The 2,481-nt window shown below is 41.2% G+C and carries 3 protein-coding genes; all 3 read right to left on the bottom strand.

Annotation, left to right across the window (positions count from 1 at the left end; all coding sequences use genetic code 11):
* Window positions 1–620, bottom strand: a 620-nt coding sequence (locus HMPREF2979_RS06525) for an amino acid ABC transporter permease (RefSeq protein WP_070655735.1), incomplete at its 3' end; no start/stop codon positions are given.
* A 17-nt stretch (window positions 621–637) separates the two neighbouring features.
* Window positions 638–1,471, bottom strand: a complete 834-nt coding sequence (locus tag HMPREF2979_RS06520) for a transporter substrate-binding domain-containing protein (RefSeq protein WP_021146932.1) — start codon at window positions 1,469–1,471, stop codon at window positions 638–640.
* An 11-nt stretch (window positions 1,472–1,482) separates the two neighbouring features.
* Complete coding sequence (locus HMPREF2979_RS06515; protein WP_002884172.1) at window positions 1,483–2,250, bottom strand: amino acid ABC transporter ATP-binding protein; 768 nt, start codon at window positions 2,248–2,250, stop codon at window positions 1,483–1,485.
* Between the last annotated feature and the right edge of the window lie 231 nt (window positions 2,251–2,481).

Below are 2,481 nucleotides of genomic sequence, written 5' to 3'. Positions count from 1 at the left end.
GCAGCCCCAGCAAAGGCCGGCACATAGTTAGTCGTATCATAAGCCCAAGCCTTAGCCGTGAACATGATATCCGCCCCAGAGATGATGGCAACTGTAGAAGTGTTCTTAATCAAGTTAACCACTTGGTTGGTCAATGGTGGCAAGATAGTACGGACTGCTTGAGGCAAGATGATGATACGCATGGTATCAGCGTAGGTGAATCCTTGAGACAAAGCCGCTTCGGTTTGACCTTTAGGAACCGCCTCGATACCTGTACGAATAATTTCAGAGATATAGGCTCCTGTGTAGACCCCTACACAAAGGATAGCCGTCAATGAAATTGGGATCATGACATGACCATCAGTCAAGATTGAAATCCCATAGAAGACAACCACGAATTGCACAAGCAAGGGTGTGTTCTGGAAGATTTCGACATAAACACGTGAAATGCCACGAAGGATCTTGTTATGAGTCGAACTCATAGCTCCAAAGATGAGCCCAAGAAGAAGGGCAACAATCAAGGCACCAATTGAAATGCCAAGGGTGTAAAAGAAACCTTTGGCAAATTGCCCAAAGTTAGCGAAGAAAGCAGCCCAACGTTCAAGAGCGAAAGGACTAGCCGTTTCAGTTAAAAGATACATAAATTTAGGACTCCTTTCTATTTATCTTCAGCCTTAGCTGGTTTCAAGTGATACTTATCGTAGAGTTTTTGAAGGCTACCATCTTTTTGCCATTTAGCAATCAGATCGTTAGTATAATCAATCAACTCTTGGTTAGACTTGCTCGAGGCGATACCGTATTCTTGTGTTTTGAAACCTTCTTTTAAGGTTTTAGTTTTCTTACTTTCATATCCAGAGAGGATAGATTTATCAACTGAGAAAGCATCTACACGGTGAGCGTAAAGAGAAACAGCCAATTCTGGGAAAGATCCGAGTTGAACATAGTTGAACTTAAGGTTATTAGCTGAAGCGTACTCTTGCAACGCAGCCTTAGTTGACGCCCCTTGAGACACTCCAATAGTCTTACCATTCAAATCTGAGATTTTGTTAATACCTGAATCTTTAAGAACCAAGAAACCGATTTGGTCATAGTAGTAAGGAGTTGAGATAGCATAAGAAGCCTTACGTTCATCATTGATGGTATAGGTAGCGATAAGCAAGTCGATAGTCCCGTTATCCATAAGTGGTTCACGAGTTTGCGTCGTTACTGGGATATAATTCACTTTAACTTTTAACTCATCAGCAATCTTCTTAGCAAGATCAACTTCCATACCTTCGTAGGTATTAGTCTTAGCAGAATAGTAACCAAAGTTAGGAACGTCTTGCTTCACACCGACATTGAGTGTCCCTCGCTTAACAATCTTTTGGACTGCTTTACTATCAAGAAGCTTACTAGTGTCTTCCGCCTTAGTCTTGTGACTCGTGATAAGAAAAATAGTGAGAATTGCCAAGCTTGCAACAGTTAGGTAACGTAAGATTTTTTTGAAAATCATAGGCAACCTCCTTAGGCATCCACTTGGACATTATCAGAGTTGTGATCGATAATCTTAGAAAGGAATTGAACCGCACGAGGTTCAGTTGGATTGTCAAAGAAACCATCCACATCCGTAGTGTCTACAAGAACTTGACCTTCAGCCATGAAAATGATACGGTCAGCCACACTGCGAGCAAAGCCCATTTCGTGGGTTACGACAACCATATTCATACCACCTTTGGCAAGTTTTTGCATAACCGCAAGCACGTCACCGATAGTCTCTGGGTCAAGAGCTGACGTTGGTTCGTCAAAGAGCAAGAGCTCAGGATTCATGGCAAGACCACGGGCGATAGCGATACGTTGTTTTTGCCCACCAGAAAGCATACCAGGGTATGAATCTTTCTTGTCCCACATGTTAACGTAGCGAAGGAATTTTTCAGCAGTCTTTTCAGCGTCTGCCTTACTGATTCCAAGAACCTTGATAGGTGCCAAGGTTACATTTTCAAGAACGGTTTTATGCGGGTAGAGGTTAAAGTGTTGGAATACCATCCCCGCTTCCTTACGCAATTCTACCAAATCTTTGGCAGAAGCTTCCGTCACATTATGTCCGTTAACGATAAGCGTACCGTTATCGATGGATTCCAAGGCATTGATTGTACGGATAAGGGTAGATTTCCCAGACCCAGAAGGTCCCAAGAGAACCACAACTTGTCCTTTTTCAATTTCTAGATTGATGTCACGAAGTGCATGATAATCTCCGTAATATTTATTAACATTTTTAAATTCAATAAGTGCCATAAGAGCCTCCTATGATGGATTTACTTGTTAGCTTTTCTAACATATATTGAATTTTAGCATAAGTAAAGTCGAAAGTCAAAAAATTCCGAATATTCTTTCAAAACGTTCGGTTTTTACTAAATAATTAATCATTTTTTGATATAAATATGAGAAAAACAAAAACTCACCCACAGGTGAGTTTTTCGCTGTTTTATTCACCAGCTTGCTCCCATTGTTTAGAGAGGTAGCGAG

It is taken from the genome of Streptococcus sp. HMSC078H12, assembly GCF_001814615.1.
In the GTDB taxonomy this organism is placed as follows: domain Bacteria; phylum Bacillota; class Bacilli; order Lactobacillales; family Streptococcaceae; genus Streptococcus; species Streptococcus salivarius_F.
The sequence above is the reverse complement of the archived record's forward strand: the minus strand, read 5'-3'. Positions and strand labels throughout refer to the sequence as shown.